This is a genomic window from Pseudomonas paraveronii, from assembly GCF_963681955.1.
Taxonomy (GTDB): Bacteria; Pseudomonadota; Gammaproteobacteria; order Pseudomonadales; family Pseudomonadaceae; genus Aquipseudomonas; species Aquipseudomonas paraveronii.
Genome location: NZ_OY817130.1, coordinates 2955940 through 2977303, shown reverse-complemented (window position 1 = coordinate 2977303; position 21364 = coordinate 2955940). Strand labels below are relative to the sequence as shown.

At 60.7% G+C, this 21364-nt stretch carries 19 protein-coding genes and 1 pseudogene; 3 read left to right on the top strand and 17 right to left on the bottom strand.

Going from position 1 to position 21364, the window contains the following annotated elements:
- The 13 genes from U5A08_RS13565 to U5A08_RS13505 all read right to left on the bottom strand — a co-directional run bounded on the left by U5A08_RS13565 (position 1) and on the right by U5A08_RS13505 (position 13536).
- Positions 1-894 carry a hydrogenase expression/formation protein gene (locus tag U5A08_RS13565; protein WP_321851941.1) on the bottom strand — a complete coding sequence of 298 codons (894 nt, stop codon included), beginning with the start codon at positions 892-894 and terminating at the stop codon, positions 1-3.
- Positions 891-1373: a thioredoxin domain-containing protein gene (locus U5A08_RS13560; protein WP_321851939.1), complete on the bottom strand. Its 483-nt coding sequence runs from the start codon at positions 1371-1373 to the stop codon at positions 891-893. Before U5A08_RS13560 ends, U5A08_RS13565 begins: the two co-directional genes overlap by 4 nt.
- Positions 1370-1744, bottom strand: coding sequence for a HypC/HybG/HupF family hydrogenase formation chaperone (locus tag U5A08_RS13555; protein ID WP_321851937.1), 375 nt, complete (start codon positions 1742-1744; stop codon positions 1370-1372). The genes U5A08_RS13560 and U5A08_RS13555 overlap by 4 nt, the downstream gene beginning before the upstream one ends.
- Before the next feature lies 1 nt (position 1745).
- A complete protein-coding gene (locus U5A08_RS13550) occupies positions 1746-2381 on the bottom strand; it encodes a HyaD/HybD family hydrogenase maturation endopeptidase (RefSeq protein WP_253395568.1) in 636 nt (211 codons plus the stop codon).
- 20 nt (positions 2382-2401) lie between these two features.
- A complete protein-coding gene (cybH, locus tag U5A08_RS13545) occupies positions 2402-3085 on the bottom strand; it encodes a Ni/Fe-hydrogenase, b-type cytochrome subunit (RefSeq protein WP_253395566.1) in 684 nt (227 codons plus the stop codon).
- Positions 3086-3146: 61 nt separating this feature from the next.
- The gene (locus U5A08_RS13540; RefSeq protein ID WP_253395564.1) at positions 3147-5003 is read right to left on the bottom strand and encodes a nickel-dependent hydrogenase large subunit; all 1857 of its coding nucleotides are present in this window, start codon (positions 5001-5003) and stop codon (positions 3147-3149) included.
- A gap of 6 nt (positions 5004-5009) precedes the next feature.
- Positions 5010-6110, bottom strand: a complete 1101-nt coding sequence (locus U5A08_RS13535; protein ID WP_253395562.1) for a hydrogenase small subunit — start codon at positions 6108-6110, stop codon at positions 5010-5012.
- Positions 6111-6546: 436 nt separating this feature from the next.
- Positions 6547-7602, bottom strand: a complete 1056-nt coding sequence (locus U5A08_RS13530; RefSeq protein WP_321851934.1) for a HoxN/HupN/NixA family nickel/cobalt transporter — start codon at positions 7600-7602, stop codon at positions 6547-6549.
- A 201-nt stretch (positions 7603-7803) separates the two neighbouring features.
- On the bottom strand, positions 7804-9129 hold the full coding sequence (locus U5A08_RS13525; protein WP_321851932.1) for a PAS domain-containing sensor histidine kinase: 1326 nt from the start codon (positions 9127-9129) through the stop codon (positions 7804-7806).
- A 5-nt stretch (positions 9130-9134) separates the two neighbouring features.
- Positions 9135-9590, bottom strand: coding sequence for a nickel-responsive transcriptional regulator NikR (gene nikR / locus U5A08_RS13520; protein ID WP_253395556.1), 456 nt, complete (start codon positions 9588-9590; stop codon positions 9135-9137).
- A 12-nt stretch (positions 9591-9602) separates the two neighbouring features.
- Positions 9603-11060: a nickel-dependent hydrogenase large subunit gene (locus tag U5A08_RS13515; RefSeq protein ID WP_321851929.1), complete on the bottom strand. Its 1458-nt coding sequence runs from the start codon at positions 11058-11060 to the stop codon at positions 9603-9605.
- 8 nt (positions 11061-11068) lie between these two features.
- Positions 11069-12073 (bottom strand): NADH-quinone oxidoreductase subunit B family protein, encoded by a 1005-nt coding sequence (locus tag U5A08_RS13510; RefSeq protein WP_253395552.1) that lies wholly within the window; start codon positions 12071-12073, stop codon positions 11069-11071.
- Positions 12070-13536, bottom strand: coding sequence for a sigma-54-dependent transcriptional regulator (locus tag U5A08_RS13505; protein ID WP_253395550.1), 1467 nt, complete (start codon positions 13534-13536; stop codon positions 12070-12072). The genes U5A08_RS13510 and U5A08_RS13505 overlap by 4 nt, the downstream gene beginning before the upstream one ends.
- 224 nt (positions 13537-13760) lie before the next feature.
- Between U5A08_RS13505 and U5A08_RS13500 the strand changes: the two are divergent.
- Positions 13761-14238, top strand: a pseudogene (locus U5A08_RS13500) (MCP four helix bundle domain-containing protein); the annotation flags it as partial.
- A 14-nt stretch (positions 14239-14252) separates the two neighbouring features.
- Here U5A08_RS13500 and U5A08_RS13495 read toward each other — a convergent pair.
- Positions 14253-15731 (bottom strand): APC family permease, encoded by a 1479-nt coding sequence (locus U5A08_RS13495; RefSeq protein ID WP_253395546.1) that lies wholly within the window; start codon positions 15729-15731, stop codon positions 14253-14255.
- Between the two features lie 87 nt (positions 15732-15818).
- Positions 15819-17312 (bottom strand): aldehyde dehydrogenase, encoded by a 1494-nt coding sequence (locus U5A08_RS13490; RefSeq protein ID WP_253395544.1) that lies wholly within the window; start codon positions 17310-17312, stop codon positions 15819-15821.
- Positions 17313-17590: 278 nt separating this feature from the next.
- Here U5A08_RS13490 and U5A08_RS13485 point away from each other — a divergent pair, with 278 nt between their 5' ends.
- Both U5A08_RS13485 and U5A08_RS13480 read left to right on the top strand, forming a co-directional pair.
- Positions 17591-18325, top strand: a complete 735-nt coding sequence (locus U5A08_RS13485) for a FadR/GntR family transcriptional regulator (RefSeq protein ID WP_253400386.1) — start codon at positions 17591-17593, stop codon at positions 18323-18325.
- Positions 18326-18429: 104 nt separating this feature from the next.
- Positions 18430-19173 (top strand): PDC sensor domain-containing protein, encoded by a 744-nt coding sequence (locus U5A08_RS13480; protein WP_253395541.1) that lies wholly within the window; start codon positions 18430-18432, stop codon positions 19171-19173.
- Between the two features lie 89 nt (positions 19174-19262).
- On the opposite strand, the gene U5A08_RS13475 is transcribed toward U5A08_RS13480, so the two are convergent.
- A complete protein-coding gene (locus U5A08_RS13475; protein ID WP_010563061.1) occupies positions 19263-19811 on the bottom strand; it encodes a cupin domain-containing protein in 549 nt (182 codons plus the stop codon).
- A 260-nt stretch (positions 19812-20071) separates the two neighbouring features.
- Entirely contained in the window at positions 20072-21352 is a 1281-nt protein-coding gene (locus U5A08_RS13470) for an NAD(P)/FAD-dependent oxidoreductase (RefSeq protein WP_253395539.1), read from the bottom strand.
- Positions 21353-21364: the final 12 nt, after the last annotated feature.

The window sequence follows — 21364 nt, the reverse complement described above, 5'->3', positions numbered from 1 at the left end:
TCACTGCCCTTCGAACCACTGGATAACGTCTTCGAAGCGCTCCAGTGAGTCGGCCAGGTCTTCGGGGGCGGCGCAGATCACTTCCGGCAGGTCGGTGATCTCGATGGTGTCGAGGATTTGCGCATCCTGTGAGTTGAAGTACGTGATGCGCCAGCAGTTCTGGATCCGGGTGGCGCTGATCAGGCAATTGCCATAGCCACGGGCCAATGCGCGCACAGGGCCGGCGGGCAAATAGGTGTCGAGGAAGGCGATGTCTTGTTCGGACAACGGCAGTAAGGTCAGGTTGATGACATGCACCTGATCGCCGGGTTGCCAGTGTTGGCTGCGGTCTTGTACCTCGGTCAGGATCGCCGGGGCGTTCATGACGCCGAGCGGCAACGGGGACGACAAGTCGAAATCCGCGGGCCGAGCCGCAGCGCGAGCATTGCCGCGCAGTTGCGAGGGCGCGGCGCCCACTTCGACGTGATCGTAGCCCTGGCCGTAGATGCGCCATACGCCGGCGAAGATCGATTCCTGGATACGCAACGACGGCTGCGCGGCAATGATCGCGCTGACTTCACCCTCGCCCAGCAATTGGTCGAGCAGCTTGCGGTCGCCGATTTCCAGGCCGCTGAGGTCGACGCTTTGCGTGGGCAGGCCGTTATTGCAGTCGCGCAGGCATTGCAGCAACTGTTGCAACGCTTGCCGGGCGCCGGGCAGCGCCTCCAGCTCTTCAGGTTCGGGCAGCACCGGAATGCTATGGGTATACATGCCCTGAGGCATGCTGATGTATTCGAGCACGTCCTCATCGTCAGGTTGCGAGCCGGGGCCGATATCCACCACGGGGATGTAGTTCAGCGGATCGAACTCCACGGCGTGGTTTTGCGCATCGCGGTCATTCAAATCGTGGTTCATTGGCAACCTCCGGGGGCGCTGACCGGGGCACCGGCAAGCAATGGAATGCGCGCATTGCTTTGGCTCACGGCACTGTCCGCCAGGCGCAGGTATTCGTCCCAGTCAAGCATGCCGCTGAAGGTGGTGACGTAACCTGCATCGCGCAGCCAAACCAGCGACGGCCAGCGGCGCACGGCAAAGCGCGCGGCGACGGCGTCTTCATCGGCGCGACTGACCACGCCCAGGCGCAGGGTCACGTGGTGGCGGCGCGCAATTTCCATGCGCAGTTCCGGCAACACCACGGCCACGTCCAGGCATTCGGGATGGCGTACCGGGTCACCGCACAGCAGCAACAGGCAGTCGCCGCCTTCGGCAAGCCAGGCGTCGAGGTTATCGGCGTCGATCCAGGCCGCGTCGAATTGCTCCACCAGCCGGCTGATCAAGGCCGGGATGGCGGGCGTCGCGGGAATGGGCGCCATGAAAACAGCGGAGTCGCTCATGTGGGGTCCTTGACTGACGGTTGAGGTGGGGTGAGCGCAGCAGGCTCAAGGGTTGGCGATGCGTGGCCGAGCAAGGCGGCCAGTTGCCCGGCGCTCATTGCCGAGGGCAAGCTGAAACCCGGCGCGCTGTCTGGCTGCGGGGCCGTGCCGAACAAAGCCGCTTCGAGCAGGCGCAGGGTTGCGTCGATTTCACCGGCGCGTTGGGCGTCGAGGCGTTCACGGGCGGCGTCGAGAAAGATCAACAGCCAGTCGCCGACCGCACACGGGCCGACCAGTGAGAGGTCGATGCGCCGTTCTTCGCCGTTGCGGTCGCGACAGCGGGCAAAGCCCAACTCAACCTCGATCACTTGCATGGGCAGTCCGATGCACATATCAGGCGCGCCTGGCGAGGATGCGTTCGTCGCCGATCCGGCAGGCTTGCTGTTCGGACGGACGTTCGTTTTCGTAGCGTTGCAGCTCAAGGTGCGGCAGTGTCACGGCCTCCTCACCGGTGAGCGGCGTAGCGCGTTTTTGCGGCGCCGCGCCCCAACTGTCGAGCACGCGCAGCGCCTCATCCAGCGCGCCTTCCATGGCGGCCCTGACGCTGGCGCGCAGGCTGCCGCCGTAATCCATCATGTTTTCCGGCTGGCAACCGATCAGCAACACCCGTGTTGGGTAGTGACCGGTCAATTGCGCGAGCATCAGCACTTCCTGGAAGCCGGTCTGGTGCAGGCTGAGCTTTTTGATGCCGAGGAATTTGGGGACATCGTCGTCGGCGATGAACTTCAGTTCGCCAGGCGTGAGGTTGTAGTCCACGGCGTCGAAAATCAGCAGGTAATCGGCTTGCTGAACATGTTGGATCAAGTACAGGCCTTGCGTGCCGCCATCGATCAGCGCCACGTTGTCGGCGAACTCATAACGCTGTTGCAAGGCTTCGACGCAACGCACGCCGAAGCCTTCGTCGGCCCACAAAAGATTGCCGATGCCCAGCACAGTGATCTGCGGCAGTGTCGGTTGGAGAGGACTCATGGCGGTTTCTACCAATGTGGTCATTTTTTGAAGGTCTTGTAGCCGGAAATCATTGACCCGACCAAGCTCAGGCGCCCGTTGATTTCTTCGCGCACGGCGGCATAGATGTGGGACATGACGAATAGCACAATCACCCACATGCCCAAGTGATGCAGGACATGCACATTGTTGGATTGCCCCAGCAGCGGCAGCACCCAACCGAAGGTGCGTTCCTGCCACGAGCCCATTTGCGCGCCTTCGCCATACAGTGCAAAGCCGGTCAGGATCATGAACAGTGAGGTCAGCAGGAAGATGAAAAACATCGCGAAACGCGACAGCGGGTTGTGGCCGAACATCGGTGTTGGAGTAGGCCCGATGAACAGGTAGTAGCGCATCCAAGCGCTCATGTCGGCCCAGTACGCCTTGCTGGTCAGCGGCACCGAGAACAGTTCGCGAGCATGATGATTGCCCACCAGCGCCCAATAGGCGCGCCCGATCATGGCGATGGTGAAAATGTAGGCCGCGCTGAAATGCGCAAAGCGGATGTAGCCCATCACGAAATGCTCGCTGGCTTCGCCCGGCTGGGTGGCCAGCGGCGCGCCAATCAGGTAGCCGGTGATGGCCAGCACCACAATGCAGGCGGCATTGATCCAATGCCACAGGCGCACGGGCGCCTCGTACACGTATTCCGACTGGTCGATGGGGCTTTGAGTAGGTTGGGTCATAGCGTCACCTTTGGATGGGCAGGCGCCGTAGCGCCTGCCAATTGCAGCGTTGAACAATCGATCAACTGACCTTGACTGTGCTCAACTCCGCGCCGTCCTCGCTCATCACGTGGGTGGCGCAGGCCATGCACGGGTCGAAGGAGTGCAACGTGCGCAGGATTTCCACAGGCTGATCGGGGATCGCCACCGGCGTGTTCATCAGCGCGGCTTCGAAAGCCCCGATCTGGCCTTTGGCGTCACGCGGGCTGCCATTCCAGGTGCTGGGCACGACGCACTGGTAGTTCTCGATCTTGCCGTCCTTGATCCGGATCCAGTGGCCCAATGCGCCGCGTGGCGCGGCAACGATGCCGACCCCTTTGGCTTCAGCCGGCCAGGTGGACGGGTCCCACTTTTCAACGTTGGCGGTGGCGCGGTCGCCGTTGCGGATGTTGGTCATCAACTCGTTCCAGTCGTCGACCATCATTTCTGCGCAGTACTCGGCTTCCAGGGCGCGGGTCAGGGTTCGGCCAATCGTGCTTGGCAAGAGTTGCTTGGCACTCAGGTTGGTTTCCGCCAGGCCCAGGGCTTTTGGCAAGTCGTGGTTGACGGCTCGCAGCGAACCTTCCAGTTGCTCCTTGACCCGCTGGCAATGCGGGTTGCCTTTAAGGGCATGGGCATAGCCCAGGATGTAACGCGCCAAAGGCCCGACTTCCATGGCATGGCCGCGCCAGCGCGGCGATTTGACCCACGAATACTTGGCGCTTTCGTCGACTTCTTCGATGTTGGTGCGGGTGCCCTTGGTTTTCGCGCCCAGCTCGTAGTTCGGCTCGGTGATGCCGTCCCACGGGTGCAGGCCCTTGTCGTTGTCCGGGTAGTTGTACCAGGAGTGGGTCACGAACTCTTGCACTTGCTCGGGGTCGCGAGGGTCCACGGGGAGGATTTCGTCCCAGTTGCCATTGAGGATTGCGCCGCCCGGCAATTGGTTGGTGCTGTCGTCGTAATTGACCTTGGCGTAGGTGCCGTAGTCCATCACGTTGGTCGCCGACAACCCACCGCCGTGCAGCCAGCCTTTTTGCTTGTAGATAGTGCCGATGGCCAGCACGTCCGGCACATACACGTTGCGGCAAAAGGTCAGCGCTTCGTCGATGCGCGCCCGCACGAAGTTCAGGCGTTCCATATTCAACGGCGCACCGGCGGCCAGGTCGCCATCGATATTGATCGCGCAGGGCACGCCGCCGACCAGGTAGTTAGGGTGCGGGTTCTTGCCACCGAAGATGGTGTGGATTTTCACCCACTCTTTCTGCAAGTCGAGGGCTTCAAGGTAATGGGTCACGGCCATCAGGTTGGCTTCAGGCGGCAGTTGGTACGCCGGGTTGCCCCAATAGCCATTCATGAACGGCCCGAGCTGCCCGCTTTCGACGAACTTCTTCAGGCGGTTTTGTACGTCGCGAAAGTAGCCAGGCGACGACAACGGGTGCGCCGGCGAAACGGTCTGCTGCAGTTCCGAGGTGCGCTTGGGGTCAGCCTTGAGCGCCGACACCACGTCCACCCAGTCCAGTGCATGCAAGTGATAGAAATGCACGGCGTGGTCATGGACTTGCAGCGTCTTGGCCATCATCTCGCGAATCAAGTGCGCGTTCGGCGGGATGCGAATGCCCAGCGCATCCTCTACCGAGCGCACCGAGGCCAGCGCGTGGCAACCGGTGCAGACACCGCAGATACGCTCCACGAATGCCCAGGCGTCACGTGGGTCGCGGCCCTTGAGGATGACTTCGAGGCCGCGCCACATGGTGCCGGTGGAAACGGCGTTGCGGATGACATTGTTGGCATCGAGGTTAACCTCGACGCGCATGTGGCCTTCGATACGGGTCACAGGGTCGACAACGATACGTCGGCCTGTGTTGTTGAGGTCGAAACCCTGAGTCGAATAGGTGCTCATTGATGCTTATTCCTGTTTTGTCGCTGGGGCGTCGGGCGAGGTGGTGGGCGCCTTGCCGTTACTGGCGCGTTTGAGGGCGGTGACGGCGGCGTGGGCAGTGATCGCTGCGCCTACGGTGACGCCAGCAGCCAGGCCGATTTCATCGGCGTTCGCTTCAACGCCAAACTGGTTGATACCGGTCAGGTGCTGATAGAACGAGCCCTTGTCCCAGAACCCCTCCTCCGAGCAACCGATGCAGCCATGGCCGGACTGGATCGGGAAGCTGGTGCCGCCGTTCCAACGCACGGTCGAGCAGGCGTTGTAGGTGGTCGGGCCTTTGCAGCCGACTTTGTAAAGGCAATAGCCCTTGCGTGCGGCGTCGTCGTCCCAGGACTCGACGAACTGACCGGCGTCGAAGTTCGGACGGCGGTAGCACTTGTCGTGAATGCGCTGGCTGTAGAACATTTTCGGCCGGCCCTGACGGTCCAGCTCGGGAATGCGGTCGAAGGTCAGCATGTAGGTGATCACCCCGGTCATGACTTCGGCGATGGGCGGGCAGCCCGGCACTTTGATGATCGGCTTGTCGGTGATGACCTTGTGAATCGGCACGGCCTGGGTCGGGTTGGGCTTGGCGGCCTGTACGCAGCCCCAACTGGCGCAGGAGCCCCAGGAAATGATCGCCTTGGCATCGCGTGAAACACGCTTCAACTGCTCGACGAAGGGCTTGCCGCCAATGATGCAACTCATGCCGTCCTGGTTCAGGGGCGGGTTGCCTTCGACGGCCAGGATGTAGTTGCCCTTGTACTTGGTCATGACCTCGTCAAGGATCGCCTCGGCCTGATGCCCGGCGGCGGCCATCAAGGTGTCGTCGTAATCCAGGGAGATCATCGACAGCACCACGTCCTTGGCCAGCGGATGCGCGGAGCGGATGAATGACTCCGAGCAGCAGGTGCATTCCAGGCCGTGCAGCCAGAGGACGGGGGTGCGCGGCTTGTTCTCCATGGCCCAGGCGATTTTGGGCATGAATGCCGGGCCCAGGCCCAGCGAGGTTGCGGTCAAGGAACAAAATTTGAGAAAGCTGCGGCGCGAGATGCCTTGTCTGCGCATCACCTCGTAAAACGTTTCCATTACTTTATTTCTCCTCCCCGCGAATGTTCTTCAACGGGGGCTGCACTCGGTGTGTTGGAAATCTGTGCCTGACCAGGTGAGTCAGGCGCCATGCCGTCGGCTACAAAGGCCATCAGTTCTATGGGGTGTTGAGGCTGCAGCCTTGGTCATGATTGCGACGGCGGCTGGAAACATGCGGATAACCCATGACGTTCAGTCATCTGGTAAGTACAAGACCTGTGCCATTTCGCCGCGGCATGGGTGAATTGTTCAATAATTAACTTATCTATATGTTTTTAAAGGGTTTTTACTTTTTCACCGAGCACACTGATACACCTTGCAACAAACCCGAGATGGAATATTTGTTTCCACTATTTATGCAGCCTGGAAACCATGTGTCCGGCTTGGCAAGTGACTGGCGAGAGAACCTCGCCAGCCACTGAAAGGAAGAGAAGGCTCAGGCAGGCGTCACGTCCAGGCGGTCGTAACCTTTGAAGCGGTAGAACAACACGGAAACGGCCCAGGTCAGGATGAATATCCCGACGATCAGGTAGCCGATCATGCCGAAGTTGTCGGTCATCTCGGTGATGAAATCCCACACGCCGCCGTGCAGATCCCAACGCGCAGCAATCAGCCCGAGCACTTCCACCCCGCCCACCAGCAAGGCCACCAACACCGACATGGAGGTGATGGTCAGGTTGTAATAGAGCTTGCGTGCCGGGTTGACCAGTGCCCAGTGGTAAGCCCCGGTCATCATCACGCTGTCGGCGGTATCGACCAGCGCCATGCCGGCCGTGAAGAGCGCCGGGAACACCAGAATCGACCAGATCGGCAGGCTCTGCGAGGCTTGCACCGCCGCAATCCCCAGCAGGCCGATTTCCGTGGCGGTGTCAAAACCCAGGCCGAACAGCAGGCCCAGCGGATACAGGTGCCAGGGACGGCTGATCAGCCGGAACAGCGGGCGCAACAGTCGGGCAATCGGGCCGCCGCCGGTGAGTATCGCGTTCATTTCTTGCTCGCCGATCCGTTCGCCGCGCCGTACTCGGTTAAACGCCTGGTACACCGAGCGCAGGATGAGCAGGTTGATCAGCGCCACCAGCAACAGGAACGCAGCAGACACCGAGGTGCCAATCAGCCCGCCGATGCCGTGAAAGGCTTCGATTTCACTTCTGAACGCCGTGGCCGTGAGGGCGATGCCAAGCGAGGCAAGGATCACCACGGTGCTGTGCCCGAGCGAGAAGAACAGGCCGACACTCGCGGTTTGTCGGCCTTCCTGGATCAGCTTGCGGGTGGCGTTGTCGATGGCGGCGATGTGATCGGCATCCACGGCATGACGCAGGCCGAAGCTGTAGGCCAGAAAAGCGGTGCCCAGCAGCAGCGGATAGTCATGGAAGGCCGTGAAAGCCCAGGCCCAGGCCAGCAGGTTGGCAGCGATCAGGCCGGCGAAAATCGCCAGGACGCGACGCTTGAACGTCATAGGCGCAAGAGCCGGTGAAACAGGATGCAAGGGCATGCGAACTCCAGAAAGATGGGTTCAAGTATGAAGAAACTGAAAAACTTCATACAAACCCTGTGCCAGTTTACGTGCCGAGTGCCATTCAGGCGTGGTCGGGCGACGGTCTGGCGCTCGCAGAACATGGCGGCTGGACAGTGACTGTCCAGCCGAGCTGATAAGTGGACAATGAACTTCCAGCACCGGTGCTGGCTTATCGGCTCAGGCAAGCCCGGCTTCGGGCAGCGTCACGGTGAACTGCGCACCGCCCTCGGGGTGATTGGCAGCCGACATCCGACCGCCGCAGCGCTCGATGATGCCGTAGCTGATCGATAGCCCCAGGCCCGTGCCCTTACCCACGGGCTTGGTGCTGAAGAACGGATCGAACACCTGGCTCAGGTGCTTTTCTGCGATGCCCGCCCCATTGTCGCGTAAACGCAGCGTTACCCACCCCGGCTCCTGGGTCACATCGATCCAGACTGTCGGCAAGGCCTGGTTGGCCGCTTGCGCGGCATCGTAGGCGTTCTGCATCAGGTTCATCAGCACTTGCAGCAGTTGCCCGGCATTACCGCGCACCGGCGGTGTATCAACGGCCTGCCAATGCACCTGCAGATCAGGCGCGACGCCGCGACAAACCCAGTGGATGGCGCGCTCAATGACGTCATTGAGGTCGACCTCGCCCAGCGCTTCACGGTCCACGGCCGAGAAGCGCTTCAGGGCGCTGACGATGTCGGCGGTGCGTTGCGCGCCTTCCATACTGCCCTCGATCAACGACGGCAAATCGCTCAGCAGAGGATCGATGCGCAGCTGTCGGCGCAAGGCTTGAAGGCTGGCTTGCGACTCGCCGTCGTGGACCGCTTGTAAATACTGCTGCAGGCGCTTGCCATAGCTGTCGAGCACATGTGCGTTGGCCAGCACAAAGCTGATCGGGTTGTTCAGTTCGTGGGCGACACCGGCCACCAGGCGCCCCAGCGAGGCCATTTTTTCCGCGTGCAACAGTTGTTGTTGGGTGCGCTTGAGCGCTTCGTGGGCCTCGTGCAGTTGGCGATACGCGTGCTTGAGTTCGCCCAGCGGTCGCCCCACCAGCACATGCCCGATAAAGCGCCCGTTGCCAGCGCTGCGCACGGTGCAACTGACATCCACGGGCACCGGCGCGCCGCTGGCGTCCCTGAAGTTGACCTCCAGCGAGGCGCTGGCGTTGGGATGGCGCAGGCTGGCGAGGGCCTGGCGCAATTGGGTTTCACTGTGCGGGTCGGCCAACAATGCATAGGCCGGGCTGCCGGACAATGACTGCTCATCACAGCCAACCAGCGTGCGCAGCGCGCTGTTGCTCTCTTCAATGCGCCCTTCGGGGTCGCAGGCCAGCAACACGTCAGACATCGACGACAGCAGCCCGGCGATGAACTGTTGCGATTGCTCCAGCTCGACGTTCTTCTCTTCCAGGGCGATTTCGTCTTGCACCAGCTTGGAATAGACCTCGTCCATCCTGGCGATGACTTCGATCCAGGCGTCTTCGTCGAGGCTGCCGGGTGGCGGTTTACGGGCCATGGTCGTCAGCTTTTAGGGTGCAGATGCAGGTGACTGTGGGCCTGCTCGTGGGTCGCATGCGGCTCCACCGGGATCAGGTTCAGCGAGCCATGACGCACGCCGCGTTCGGCGCACACGCGATGGGCGAACTCGCGCACTTCATCGGACGAGCCCTTGAGCATCAGGCTTTCCAGGCAGTTGTCGTGATCCAGATGCACATGCTGACTGGCAATGGTCAGGTGATGATGCGCGTGCTGCAGGTCCATCACCCGTTCGGTCAGGGTGCGCGAATGGTGATCGTAAACGAAGCTCAGGTTGGCCACGCAATGCGGCGCCTGGCCTTGTTCCAGGCGCGCCTGTTCGATATGCCGCCGCAAAATGTCGCGCATGGCCTCGGAACGGTTGTGGTAACCCTGGTCGCGAATCAGTGCGTCCAGCTCCTCAGCGAGGCCACGGTCCAGGGAAATGGTCAGGCGTTCCATGGGATTTCCTTTTCAATGCACCGTGCAAACCATGCACGGGTCAAAAGAGCGAACAATATGTTGCACCGCTACCGGGCTTTTTTCGCCGGGTAACACGGGAGCACCCTGCAAGGCTTGTTCCAATGCACCGGGTTGGCCTTGGGTATCGCGTGGCGAGAAGTTCCAAGTGGTCGGGGCGATGATCTGGTAGCGCGAGATTTTCCCGTGTTCCACCTCCAGCCAATGCCCCAGCGCCCCACGGGCCGCCTCGGTCAGGCCGACTGCACGGCCTTTGTCGGGCAATGCGGCGGCACGGTAATACGGCTCGCCGGGGCGCAGGGCGATCAACCAGCTTTCCATCAGCGGCACCACTTGCGCCAGTTCCAGCAAACGTGCGAGCAGGCGCGTATAAACCGTTGCCGAGCAACGTGCCACGGCATCGCGCAGCAGCGGTTGGCCGGCGATCAACTGACGCGCAATGGCGCCGGTTTCCAGCACCGCGCCGGCCAGGCGCGGGGCTTTGTTCCAGGTATACGCGTCGGTTTTTTCCATCAGCGGCTGGGTTTGCCCATCGGCCGGGTGGCGCGGGCCGCCAGCGTCATCGAGCCAGGCATGCGCGCTGTCTTCGCGGATATCGTCCAGGTTCAGCGGCTGCGCACACTGGGTGACGCCATTCCACAGGCCGCGCGGGAACACGCTCGAGCCATCGGCCCGCGGATACGCCCCGTAGGACAGATACAGCCCCGGCCCCGGCCCCAGATGCTCAAGCCCGGTGTCCAGGGCGATGTGCAGAAATTGGCGGAAATCGCCCTGCCCCGGCGCTTCGGCGTGCCAGGCCCAGAGCTGGTTTTCGCTGGTGAAACCATTGATGCGCTCCAGCGGCGCGGCGAACAGCTCGGTTTCAAGAAACTGCCGAAACTCGCGAACGCGGGTCAGCAGGCGCAGGCGCTCGGCGGCATCAATGGCGCGAGTCGAGCCACCCGGTTGGATCGAGCCGGTGTGCGGCCACTTGCCGCCCAGTGTGCCGATCAAATCCAGCCAGCGTTTGCGCGCGGAAATCGCCAGGCGCTGCTGGCTGCCCTGCAGCGGGGTAAAGCGCGCCACCGCGTCTGGATACCAAGGTCGGTCGGCGTACACCGGGCGCACGAAATCCGGCATGAAAAACAAGTAGAAATGGCTCAAGTGATCGGCGAGGTTTTCGGTGGCGGCCATCAGGTTGAGTGCCAACAGACCGTTGTCCGGCGGCTGTACGCCGGCCAGCCCGGCCAAGGCGCGGGCGGCGGCGATCGATTGCGACACCGAGCAGATGCCGCAGATGCGTGGCGCGTAGGTCAGGGCATCGAGCGGTGCGTGTTGCAGCAGAATTTGCTCGAAGCCACGGTACATGGTGGCGTTGACCCGCGCCGAACGCACGCGGCCCTCTTCCACTTCCAGTTGTACTTCCAGATCGCCTTCAACCCGATTGAACGGGCCGACCACCAAACGTGACATGCAAACTCCTAACGGCGTGGGGTGCGTACCGACGGCGCGATCAGCGGGTGATCGGAAGTCGCATTCTGCTTGACGCGCTTGGGGGTGGCTGATTTGGACAGCGCCGACAGGGCGACGAACCATGCCTTGGGCATGTCGATGGGCAGCCCGATGGGAATGCCCGCCAGTTTCGGCGTGCGCTGAAAGGCGTGCCCCGGTTCTTCGAAGCCCGGGGCGGTGCAGTTGATGCAGGCAAATCCACCACGGGTGCAAGAGCCTTCGCCATTCCATAGGCGGGTATTGCAGTCGCCGTGAGCCTGGGTGCCTTTGCAGCCGAGGTTTTCCATCATGCAGCCCAGGTCCGAGGGTTTTTCCGCACTGGCTTTGTATTCGTAGAACTCATTGCGCGTGCAGCCCTGATGCACCAGTTGATCGGCATAGAAACGCGGACGCCCGAGGATGTCCAGATCGGCCTCCTCGAACAACCCGGCGGCCAGCGCCATCAAGGTATCGGTCACCCAGCCAGGGTGCGTGGGGCAACCGGCCACGTTGATCACCGGCAAGCCGCGCAACGAACGATAGTCGGCGCCCAGCAGACCGCCGCGATGCTCACCGTCAAATTGCAGGCCGCAGGCATCGGTCGGGTTGCTGCCCGCAGCGGTGATGCCGCCGTAGGCCGCACAGGTGCCGATACCCAAGGTGTATTGGGCCACCGCCGCAAGTTTGCGCACCCAGTCGATCATCGGCGCATCGGTCCCGGCCAGCATGTGAAAGCGCCCGGTGCCGTTCGGGCCGCGCAGCAATGAGCCTTCTATGCACAAGGCATCGAGCCGGGTGCGACCTTGCAGGCAGTCATTCAGGATATCCAGCACCTGATCACCGCTTTCAAGGGACAGCGATGGATGCCAGAGCAACTCGATCCCCGCACTGCGCCACATCGCGGAAAAGTCCTGGGTGTCGGCGCACAGCAAGGACATGTTGCAGCCGCCGCAACCGCCCGATTGCAACCACAGCACTCTGAATGGGGTATTCATCGGGCCTCCTCCAGGCCAAGACGGCGCAATTTCTGGCGCAGGCCCACGCGCGACAAGCCCAGTTCACGGGCAGCGTGGGTTTTGTTCCAGCGGTGACGCAGCAGCGATTCCTTGAGTATGGTCGCTTCGATAGCGTCCAGTTGTTCTTGCAACGTGCCCGTGGGTGGCGAGAGACGTATGTCGTTGGTGTTGCGCCCCTGGCCCTGGCCTTGCATGACGCGCCAGGAAAACGAATGCGCACCGATTTGCGCGCCTTCCGACAACGCGGCGGCGCGGTAGATTTCGTTGCGCAACTCGCGAATATTACCGGGCCACGGGTAACCGATCAGGCTCGCCAAGGCGTCGTCGGCAAAGTGCAGGTCTGGCAGGTCCAGCTCCAGGCGGGCATCGTCGAGCAGCTTTTTGGCGATGGGCATCAGGTCGGCGGTGCGCTCGCGCAACGGCGGCAAGCCCAGGCTGACCGTGGACAGCCGGTAATACAGGTCGCTGCGAAAACGTCCGGTGGCGACATCCTGTTCCAGATCGCGATGAGTCGCCGCGATCACCCGCACATCGACCCGTACCGTGCTGGAGGCGCCGACCGGGCGCAGCTCGCCTTCTTGCAAGACGCGCAACAACTTGACCTGAAAGGCCGGCGAGGTGTCGCCGATTTCGTCGAGCAGCAAAGTGCCGCCATTGGCACGCTGGAACAGCCCGATGTGATCCTGATGCGCGCCGGTGAAGGCACCGCGCTTGTGCCCGAACAGCTCGGACTCCAGCAAGGTATCCGGCAGCGCCGCGCAGTTCTCCATGACGAAGGCATTGCTCGCGCGCGGGCTGGCGTAATGGATGGCGCGGGCCAGCAACTCTTTGCCCGTGCCCGATTCGCCCAACAGCAGCACCGACAAATCATAGCGAGCGACCCGTGCGGCCAACTCACAGACGGCATCCAGCGGACCACCGGGGCTGCGCACGATGCGCGAGAAATCGAAGGTGTCGCGCACCCGCTCCAGCGTTTCCCGGCTGCGGCGGCGCAGCGCTGGCGTGCCGGCGCGCAGTTCCAGGTCCAGTCGCTGCATATGGTTTTGCAACGATTGGCTCTCGACCGCATTGCGCACGGTGTTGAGCAGGTTTTCAGGCAGCCAGGGCTTGAGCAGGTACTGATAGATACCGGCCTGATTGACGCCCGCGATGATGTCTTCCGAGTCGGTGTAGCCCGACAGCACGATGCGCACCACCCCCGGCCAGCGCTCGCGCACTTCCTTGAGAAATTCGATACCACTGACATGGGGCATGCGCTGGTCGCAGAGGATCACCGCCACCACATGCTGTTCAAGAAGTTCACGTGCTTGCGCGGCCGACTCGGCCAGCAGCACCTGGAATTCCTGATCGAGTACCCGGCGCAACGATTCGCGCGAACGCAGCTCATCGTCCACTACCAGGATCATGGGCAAGTCGGATTGCGAGTCGAATGGGGAGGTCATTGAGTCAGCGAAAGGCAGATTATTGGTGTTCACTGCAACATTTTGTTGCAGTGAGTCAGGGCGTCGATGGTAGCACGGTGCCAAAAAGCCACGAGGCTTTTCCTATTTGGGAGGCCGCTGCGGGAGCTTTTTGGGGCGCCGTGGCTAGAGGGGCGTCACTGGATCAAATAGACGCATCCATGCGTTCACGGACTACGCGAGTACCGTCGGGACGACGTTACGGAATTGTTAGCAACAACATTGTCTCTATTTACAACACGGCTAATACCGGCGCAAATGCGTTGGCGTATTCCAGAAGCCTGCATGCTGCCCTGCTATATAAGTACGCTAACGCAGATTCGGCTAAATTTGAAGCTGCAGTGCAATCCATGTCCGAGAGCCAGAAGGAAGTTGAGCGACTCTTCAAGGAATATCGCCAAACGCCTCTTGCCAATGACGAGCGCGTGGCGGGTGATCAGTTCGAAAAAGACTGGCCAGCCTACCTGCAGGTGTCAAATAAAGTAATCGCATTGGCGACGGCGGGCAGTGTGCTGCTGAGTGCGCTGGATAAAATGCAGCAAAACCTGCGGACCACGGTAACAGAGATTGGCAGTGCTGCTGACCAATTGGCCTCTGCATCTGAAGATGCTGAACGCTGTCACGGAGGAAAGCTCACGCGGCCTGACGCGGCAGAATGATGAGATTCAGCAAGCGGCAACGGCAGGCCTTGCTGTCAATCAGCGCTTTTTCCAGGCATCAGAAGCTGGGGCCCTGCCCTTTTCATAGGGACGAAACAGGGTCATGTAGAGGGCACCGACGAGGATGACGATGGCACCGACCAGTACGATGCCGTAGTTCACGTACCAAGGCGCATCCGGGGTACGTGGCCAGGACATATTAACGATCGCGAACATGCCGTAGCAGAGGGCCGCGATGTTAACGACCCAACCCCAATGCCCCATGGTGAACTGGCCCTGGGGCCTCCAGCCACGGATACGAGCGTACAGCGCACCGCCGACTATCATCTGGAACGCCAGGTAGATACCGATGGCGGCAAAGCTCACCACCAGCGCAATCGCGTTCTGAAGGTAGAAGCCGACACAGACAATGATCGCCGGCAGCACGCCGCAGACAATCAGGGCTGCGGTCGGGACGTGCGTCGTAGGCGAGAGCTTTTTCAACACATGACTGCCCATCAGCATTTCGTCCCGAGCATAGGCATAGAGCAGACGACTGGCGGATGCCTGCAAACTCAGCACGCAGGAAACGAACGAGACCGTAATCACCGCCATGACTACCCGAGAGCCAACAGGACCGAACGCCGCGCCGAATATCGTCGACATAGGGTCCTTGTCTTGTCCGGAAATAACTGCGGCCATGTCAGGCACCGCCAGGATCAATGCCAACGCCGCAAAGATCGAGGCAGCGCCGCCGATCCAGATAGTCATCCGCATGGCTTTTGGAACCTGGCGGCTAGGATTTGGGGTTTCCTCGGCGACATCGCCGCAGGCTTCAAAACCGTAGTAGAGGAACATCCCCGCCAACGAGGCTGCAAGGAAGGCTGGCCAATAGGCCCCATCGATGGAAATGTCAAACGTGTCGAACAATACGCTCAAGGGCTGATGGCGCTCGAAGATCAGTAGGTATCCACCGATCAACAAAGCCCCGACCAATTCGCAAAGAAAACCAAACATCGCCACCCGAGCCAACAGCTTGGTGCCACTGAGATTCAGGACCGTCGCCGTGGCCGTCAGAAATAGCGCGACCAACGTGTTAGTCACCGGCGATGACTCGAAACCCAGGAGATTGGCGATGTAGGGGCCAGCACCCAGCGCGACCGCGGCAATGGTGACGCAAAGAGAGATGGCATAGATCCACCCGACCATCCACGCCCACTTCTTGCCGACCAGACGACGGGCCCAAGGATAGACGCCACCGGAAATCGGGTATTGAGAGACCACTTCGCAAAAAATCAGACACACCAGCATCTGGCCGAACCCCACCAGCAGGTAGGACCAAAACATCGGTGGCCCGCCGGCGGCCAAGCACAAGCCGAACAAGGTGTAGACCCCGACCACCGGGGACAGATAGGTGAACCCAAGGGCAAAGTTCTGCCACAGACTCATACTACGTTCGAAATTCGAGGTGTACCCAAGCGCACGGAGTTGCTCCGCATCCTGGTCCACAGCCACATTAGGACTGATTGAGCTGTTCATTCCAGCATCCTTCAAAAAGGAATTTGTTTTAGTCGGCGCTTAGCGGACGGCGCAATCCCGCCCGTAGCGCAGTTAACGAGCGTTGCTTCAGAGTTGTATCCAGGTGGCCTTGATCTCGGTGTACTTATCAAAGGCATGCAGGGATTTGTCACGGCCATTACCGGACTGTTTATAGCCGCCGAACGGCGCCATCATGTCGCCGCCATCGTAGAGATTGACCCAAACACTCCCGGCACGAAGTGCGCGGGCCATGTTGTGGGCTCGAGACAGGTCAGCCGTCCAGACGGCTGCTGCCAGCCCGTAAGGGGTATCGTTGGCGATGCGTATCGCATCCTCGGCGTCGTCGAATTCGATGACGGACAGTACGGGACCGAAGATCTCTTCGCGGGCGATTTTCATCGAGTTGCTGACGTTGTCGAACACGGTTGGCTCGACATAACTGCCGCCGCTTTCTACCCGTGCCGCGCGCCCTCCCAGCAGTAGCCGCGCCCCCTCTACCTGACCCTCGTGGATGTACCGCAACACCCCGTCCAGATGACGGCCGTCCACCAGCGCACCAACGTTGGTATCAGGGTCGAGTGGGTGTCCTGGCTTCCAGCCCTTCATGGCCTCGACCACCATTGGCACAAAACGCTCCTTGATTGACGCCTGCACCAGCAAACGTGAACCGGCGGTGCACACCTCGCCCTGGTTGAAGGCGATGGCGGCCGCTGCAGCTTCGGCCGCCACCTGCAGATCGGGGGCATCGGCAAATACAATGTTGGGACTCTTGCCGCCAGCCTCGAGCCAGACCCGCTTCATGTTTGACTCACCCGCGTAAACCAGTAATTGCTTGGCCACTTGGGTAGACCCGGTAAACGCCAAGGTATCAACGTCACCGTGCAAGGCCAACGCCTTGCCCACGGTGTTGCCATAGCCCGGCAGAACATTGAGCACACCCGCAGGCAAACCCGCCTCCAGCGCTAGCTGTGCGATGCGGATAGCCGTCAACGGAGAACGCTCCGAGGGTTTGAGGATCACCGAGTTACCGCTCGCCAGCGCCGGCCCCAACTTCCAGGACGCCATCATCAGGGGAAAATTCCACGGCACGATCGTAACGACCACTCCAACCGGCTCGCGGGTAACCAGCCCGAGCTGATCGACCGAGGTCGCTGCCACCTCATCGTAGATCTTGTCGATTGCCTCACCACACCAGCGAATACTGTCAATCGTCCCCGGCAGGTCAACGGACAGCGCATCGGAAATCGGCTTGCCCATGTCCAACGTTTCCAACAGCGCCAGCTCTTCGGCATGGGCCTGCAGCAATTCGGAAAAACGCACCATCACGGCCTTGCGCATGGCCGGCGCCTGGCGTGACCAGACGCCGGACTCAAACGCCAACCGGGCGCTGGCTACCGCCAAATCGGCATCCACCGCATCGCAACTCGCCACCAGGGCAAGCACACGCCCGTCGATAGGGCTTATGCACTCGAAGGTCGCACCTGAATGGGCTGACACATATTCGCCATTGATAAAGGCTCGCCCTTCGATGCTCAGCGCCCTGGCTCTGGCGTCCCACTCTGATCGGGTCAACTGACTCATGGTTAAAAGTGCTCCTGGGTTCGGATGGATGCGATCTCAACTCGCTTAAACATATGGAACCATATCTTTTAATCCGTGAGAACCCCGGAAAAGCCAATTTAACGGGATTTTTTTGACTTTTTATGCGTTTCAATTCTATGATTCACGCCATAAACGCGCACAAAAACATATTAAATATGAAATAGAATTTTTAAAGAAACACACCTCCGGGTGCGCTTGATGCCACCTCGGACTATTGCCACAGGCGTAAAACGGCGCCGCCCATGAATGAATCAGCCATGAGCCCTACTGCAAGCCTCATACGCCTCAACCAGGAAGGTAAAACGGAGTCTGTTACCCGTCGCCTGATCGAAATGATCGATCTGGGCTTGTTCACAGAAGGCGAACAGCTCCCCAATGAAAGCGTCCTGGCCACACAGCTCGGCGTTGCCACGGTCACACTGCGGGACGCGCTGGCGGTCTTGCGAACACGCGGGGTTATCGAAACCCGGCGCGGACGCAGCGGCGGGAGCTTCATCTGCGCTGCGCCGCAAACCTCAGATCAGTCCCTGTTCGATCAGCTTGGTGAAATCAGCACGCTTGAACTGCGCGACCTCGCCGACGAACACGCGGCCATTTCAGGCGCGGCCGCCCGACTGGCCGCTCAGCGCGCCGGGCCTGAGCAACATGCAAGACTGAGCAGCTTTATCGACGCGCTGACCAACGCTCAAGAGCGACGAGAGCGCCGACGAGCCGACGCCAGGTTCCATATCGAAATAGCCGTGGCAGCGCAGTCTGTGCGTCTGACTCACAGCGAAGCGCGCTTGCAGGCTGAACTTGGAGAGCTGTTATGGCTGCCGTTTGCCGGTCAACCGGATCCACAGACCATCGAACGGGAGCATCGAGCCATCCTGGAAGCCATCATCGCGAACGACGCCAATCTGGCCGGCGCACTGGCAGAAGCACATGTAACACGAGGGCTTCGCCGCCTAAGCAGCCTACGCCTGCAACAAATGGCAGAAGACGGCGCATGAATGGAACGAAACTTGCTGAACTACTCGCTTGCGATGCAGTTCAAGGCCTACACCCCGTCGACTGCAAGCACCGTATTGTCTTCTCTGAGTCATGAGGTAGAGCCATGGCTAACGAAATGTCAGCAAACGAGTTGTCCCAATGCGCCACGTTGATCAACGCTTCCGTTCGTAACGTATTCAAGGGGCTCAACGATATGAGCGCCCAAGTATTGAGCATTTGGGAACGTCTGTGCTGCGAAACGAAGCGCCCCAGCCAAGGCGACCTCGAGCCATTGCTGCCGATAGTCCGGCAAATCCTGCATTCGGAGAGCCTCAAGCTTCATGGTGCCGGTGTTGTCTTCGCGCCTGGTGAGCTGGAAGATCGCGAGATGCATCTGGAGTGGTGGTGCCGCACCCAAAAAGAAGAAATCCAGCCTCTGAGACTGAATTTTAATAGCCGCAGTGACCGCTTTTACGATTACCCGCACATGCCTTGGTACACCCGCCCCCGGCAAACCCGGCAGCCTTCCATAGACGGCCCGTTTGTGGATTTGTACGGCACAGAGCAGTACATCGTTGCCTTCTCGGTGCCTATTTTTTTCGCAGATCGTTTCATTGGTGTAGCGGCTGCCGATATTTCTCTGCATTCCTTGGAACCCTTGCTCGTGCGCAGCCTTATGCGGGTGAGCAACGAGGCGTTGTTACTCAACGCCGAAGGTCGAGTGCTGGCGGCTAACACACCGAGTTGGCTTGCAGGTGACTTGATCCGAGGCAGCCTCAGCCAAGACAACGAACAGGGTCGCGTCCTGAGCCTTATCGACACATCGTCATACTGGAGCGTCGTGGAGCGGCCTATCCCAAGGTTTTGATCAACCCTTCGAAATCGCCTCGGCCAGGGGATTTCGGTTTCCGGATTGTTCGCGCTATTTGCGCGCGGCTCAGGCGTCCAGGCAGCGGCCTAAAAGTTCGCTGGCGTATTCGCGCTGATGATTTCGGCCTCATCCTGCCCGATATTGCGGAACCTGTGGGGCAAGGTGGTGGGGAAGTAATACCCATCCCCTGGGTTCAATATGCTGACCTGGCCATCGACGGTGAGTTCGACGGTGCCACGGGTGACGAGGCCGCACTCCTCCCCTTCGACATGCACGATCGGCTCTTCGCCCGAGCTGGCGCCGGGGGCGTATTGCTCGCGCAGAAAGCGCATCTGCCGGCTGGGGATCGGTGCGCCAACCAGCAGCAGGCGCAGGCCGTCGCGGCCTAGATCGGGCTGTTCGTTGGCGCGGAAGACGTATTGGTGTTCCCGTGGCGGCTGGTCAAAGGTGAAGAAGTCCGCCAGGGACATAGGGATGCTTTCCAGCAGCTTTTTCAGGGAGCTGACGGAGGGACTGACGCGATTCTGTTCGATCAGGGAAATGGTGGCGTTGGTCACGCCGCTACGCCGGGCCAGCTCGCGCTGGGAGAGTTTGTAGCTTTCGCGAACGAGTTTGAGTCGGGTGCCCGTGTCCATAGCTGCCTTATGTAAGGGTGACTGAAGCGGCGTTTATCGGTTGCGATAGCTCTGCAGGAGCCGAGGCGGGTGCGGGCAGGCAATGTTGCGAAGTTCGCCGACTGCCTGGCCCGGATACCTGAAAGGCGGCTATTAAATCACGTTTGTGGGTAGAGCTGTAGCCGCGCTGAATACGCCCGCGCGCAAGAAAAAAAGCAAGCCCGCAGCCACTGCCTAAGACGGCGTGGACTGGGGCTCGCGGCGCTTAAGTACCTGACCGGTCAAATACCGAATCGGTCGCGCAGGGCGTAGTAGGCGGCGCCCATCGCGGTCAGCGGGGCCTGGAAGGTGCGGCCGCCGAACATCGGCATGTGTGGCAGGGAGGCAAAGGCGTCGAAGCGTTCGGCGTCACCGCGGATCACTTCGCTGATCAGCTTGCCCGCCAAATGCGAACAGGTGACGCCGTGGCCGCTATAACCCTGCATGTAGTAAGCGTTCTTTTCGATACGGCCAAATTGCGGCATACGCGACATGGTCAGTAGGAAGTTGCCGGTCCAGCGGTAGTCGATCTTGACGTCTTTCAACTGCGGGAAGGTCTTGAGGATCTTCGGTCGGATCAGTTGTTCGATGTCATCCGGCTCGCGGGCGCCATAGACCACGCCACCGCCGTATAGCAGGCGGTTGTCAGCGGTCAGGCGGTAATAGTCGAGCAGGTAGTTGCAGTCTTCGACGCAGTAATTGTGGGTAATCAGGCTGCGCGCGAGTTTCTCCGACAGCGGCTCAGTGACCACGATCTGCGAGCCGCAGGGCATGCTTTTGCGGGTCACCCTGGGGTCGAGATCTTGCTGCAGGTAGGCGTTGCCGGCGATCAGCAGGTACTTGGCGCGAACCACACCCTTGGCCGTGCGCACCACATTGGGTTCGCCGTAGGTGATTTCCTCGGCCGCCGATTGTTCGAAGATCTTGCCGCCCAGGCCAATAATCGCGCTGGCTTCGCCCAGGGCCAGGTTCAGCGGATGGACGTGACCACCCTGCTTGTCCAGCAGGCCGCCGATGTAATTTTCACAGCCCACTTCGCTGGCCATGTCCTTGGCGTCGAGCAGTTGCAGATTGCGGTTGCCGTAGCGCTCCCAACTGCTTTTCTGTTCGACCAGGCCTTTAAGTTGCTTTTTGTTCAGCGCGGCGAAGATCCCGCCCGGGCGGTAGTCGCATTGGATGTCATAGTGCTGGATGCGCTGGCGAATGATCTCGGCGCCTTCGAACATCATGCTGCCGAGGATTTCGGCGCTCTTTTCGCCGTAGCGCTGCTCGATGACATCCACGTCACGGCTGTAGGAGTTGACCAGTTGCCCGCCGTTGCGCCCGCTGGCACCAAAGCCGACCTTGGCCGCTTCGAGCACGGTGACGCTGTAGCCGGCTTCAGCCAGGAACAGCGCCGACGACAGGCCGGTGTAGCCGGCGCCTATGACACAGACATCGCACTCGACCAACTCTTCAAGCACAGGGAAGTCGCCGGTGTGGTTGCGGGTTGCGGCGTAGTAGCTGTTTACATGGGGTTGCATGGTTAGGACTCC

What these genes read in the sequence shown, in the direction of transcription:
- U5A08_RS13565 (WP_321851941.1), bottom strand. Translation starts at nt 894, where the DNA reads ATGAACCACGATTTGAATGACCGCGATGCGCAAAACCACGCCGTGGAG.
- U5A08_RS13560 (WP_321851939.1), bottom strand. Translation starts at nt 1,373, where the DNA reads ATGAGCGACTCCGCTGTTTTCATGGCGCCCATTCCCGCGACGCCCGCC.
- U5A08_RS13555 (WP_321851937.1), bottom strand. Translation starts at nt 1,744, where the DNA reads ATGTGCATCGGACTGCCCATGCAAGTGATCGAGGTTGAGTTGGGCTTT.
- U5A08_RS13550 (WP_253395568.1), bottom strand. Translation starts at nt 2,381, where the DNA reads ATGAGTCCTCTCCAACCGACACTGCCGCAGATCACTGTGCTGGGCATC.
- cybH (WP_253395566.1), bottom strand. Translation starts at nt 3,085, where the DNA reads ATGACCCAACCTACTCAAAGCCCCATCGACCAGTCGGAATACGTGTAC.
- U5A08_RS13540 (WP_253395564.1), bottom strand. Translation starts at nt 5,003, where the DNA reads ATGAGCACCTATTCGACTCAGGGTTTCGACCTCAACAACACAGGCCGA.
- U5A08_RS13535 (WP_253395562.1), bottom strand. Translation starts at nt 6,110, where the DNA reads ATGGAAACGTTTTACGAGGTGATGCGCAGACAAGGCATCTCGCGCCGC.
- U5A08_RS13530 (WP_321851934.1), bottom strand. Translation starts at nt 7,602, where the DNA reads ATGCCCTTGCATCCTGTTTCACCGGCTCTTGCGCCTATGACGTTCAAG.
- U5A08_RS13525 (WP_321851932.1), bottom strand. Translation starts at nt 9,129, where the DNA reads ATGGCCCGTAAACCGCCACCCGGCAGCCTCGACGAAGACGCCTGGATC.
- nikR (WP_253395556.1), bottom strand. Translation starts at nt 9,590, where the DNA reads ATGGAACGCCTGACCATTTCCCTGGACCGTGGCCTCGCTGAGGAGCTG.
- U5A08_RS13515 (WP_321851929.1), bottom strand. Translation starts at nt 11,060, where the DNA reads ATGTCACGTTTGGTGGTCGGCCCGTTCAATCGGGTTGAAGGCGATCTG.
- U5A08_RS13510 (WP_253395552.1), bottom strand. Translation starts at nt 12,073, where the DNA reads ATGAATACCCCATTCAGAGTGCTGTGGTTGCAATCGGGCGGTTGCGGC.
- U5A08_RS13505 (WP_253395550.1), bottom strand. Translation starts at nt 13,536, where the DNA reads ATGACCTCCCCATTCGACTCGCAATCCGACTTGCCCATGATCCTGGTA.
- U5A08_RS13495 (WP_253395546.1), bottom strand. Translation starts at nt 15,731, where the DNA reads ATGAACAGCTCAATCAGTCCTAATGTGGCTGTGGACCAGGATGCGGAG.
- U5A08_RS13490 (WP_253395544.1), bottom strand. Translation starts at nt 17,312, where the DNA reads ATGAGTCAGTTGACCCGATCAGAGTGGGACGCCAGAGCCAGGGCGCTG.
- U5A08_RS13485 (WP_253400386.1), top strand. Translation starts at nt 17,591, where the DNA reads ATGAGCCCTACTGCAAGCCTCATACGCCTCAACCAGGAAGGTAAAACG.
- U5A08_RS13480 (WP_253395541.1), top strand. Translation starts at nt 18,430, where the DNA reads ATGGCTAACGAAATGTCAGCAAACGAGTTGTCCCAATGCGCCACGTTG.
- U5A08_RS13475 (WP_010563061.1), bottom strand. Translation starts at nt 19,811, where the DNA reads ATGGACACGGGCACCCGACTCAAACTCGTTCGCGAAAGCTACAAACTC.
- U5A08_RS13470 (WP_253395539.1), bottom strand. Translation starts at nt 21,352, where the DNA reads ATGCAACCCCATGTAAACAGCTACTACGCCGCAACCCGCAACCACACC.